The organism is Psychrobacillus sp., from assembly GCF_056205495.1.
In genome coordinates this window covers 1-1526 of the sequence record NZ_JBAEAP010000478.1, presented here as the reverse complement: position 1 = coordinate 1526, position 1526 = coordinate 1, and the positions used below count along the sequence as shown (strand labels likewise).

The window sequence follows — 1526 nt, the reverse complement described above, 5'->3', positions numbered from 1 at the left end:
CATATGCCTACTGCAACAGATCGCACATGAGGAATATGTTCATGCACTATACGCAACCCATTCTTACACCTTTTTTTCTTTATCAATATAGCACCTCTATCTAATCTATTCATTTATTTTTTATTTATCTAGCTTCATCGCCTTGCCCCTCGGGGTCAAATGGATAAAAGCTGCGGTGGCTGAGGAGCTGCCTCCTCGCTTTTTTCCATTTGCCCGTCGGGTCAGTGACAGGCGATTGCGCTTTTTTTGTTAAACAACTAGCACTCCATTAAAGTTCTTCTTGGTAGTAAATCTTATAGAATTTACGATTGGTCACTTCATCATAGCCAACCTCAATCAGTTGTTCAACTTGCTCGATATCCCTAACATTCACTTGTATTTCAATATTAGAATCTAGCTTGATTTTACGCTTATAATTCTTTTCAATCTTAGCAATCGCACTTTCTGAAATAACAGTTTCGAAAGGTTTTACTGAATTTATAATAATATCCTTTTGGACTTGATCCGCTTTTTCAAATACCGTTTCTATATATTCGTCTACTTCAAATGCTTCTTCATTTCTAAAGTAATCGAGTGTCTTATTAAGAAGTCCAAGCTTTTCTGTATTCGTAAAGCTCTCTTCTTTTACGATATATTTTTTGCACTCTGTTAAAGCAAGACTAGTTTTTTGGAAGTGCTCGTCGGCGACTCTAATATTTAAAAAACGTTCCTGCCAGTAAACAACATCTTCCTTTTTCTTCGTTTTCATAAAAACAGCTGGTGGTGATTCTGCACCCATATCCAAGATTACTGCTATGTTGTTTATTTTCTTTACGTTTATACCATCTACACCGTTTACAATAACTTTTTCCTGATCATTTTTGATGTCTAAATACATTTCTTTTTCATCGATTTTAACGATGGAAATAGCTCTTTTAGCTTCTGTATTCCATATGCAGTTTTCAAATAGTCCGATAAATAATTCACCGTTTTTAATATTAGGGTGCTGGGACACACTTTGTAAATGAACTGCTATATTCTTGGATTGCTCTAGGAAGCTATTTTTATTTTCAAAGATAGCTTTCACATATGTGTATACTTCGTTTAAGCCTAAATCTGTTTGGTGGAAAAAATCATATTGTTGTTCAAAATCCACTTTGTTAAATGCTAGCTGAGTGAACGCTGCTTCTAGCATAACCTCAGGCTGGAGATAAGCTTCGTCACCTAAAATGAGTGAATCTCCTGCATAATGCACTATATATTGATCTAACTTACTTTCATTTACTTCTAACACTTCTTCACCTTCTAAATTTAATTTCTAGATATTCTACCTTATCATATTATAGTAGTTATTTTCATATATTTTTTCACTTCATTTTGTTATGAATGGAAAGAGCTGTTATATATATGCTTTTTCGAACTTTTTTAATAATCTAACTAAAATTGGAAGAGGTATTAACCTATAATATTTTGTTGTTTTTTTGCTATAATATTTGTAACGGTTTATTGGAGAGTAGAGGTATTTATATGAATTTTTATATTGTCAT

General features: G+C 33.0%; 1 protein-coding gene. It reads right to left on the bottom strand.

Annotated features, from left to right (window positions below; genetic code table 11):
• Positions 1-268 precede the first annotated feature (268 nt).
• On the bottom strand, positions 269-1273 hold the full coding sequence (locus AC06OU_RS13810; RefSeq protein WP_475856517.1) for a nucleoid-associated protein: 1005 nt from the start codon (positions 1271-1273) through the stop codon (positions 269-271).
• Between the last annotated feature and the right edge of the window lie 253 nt (positions 1274-1526).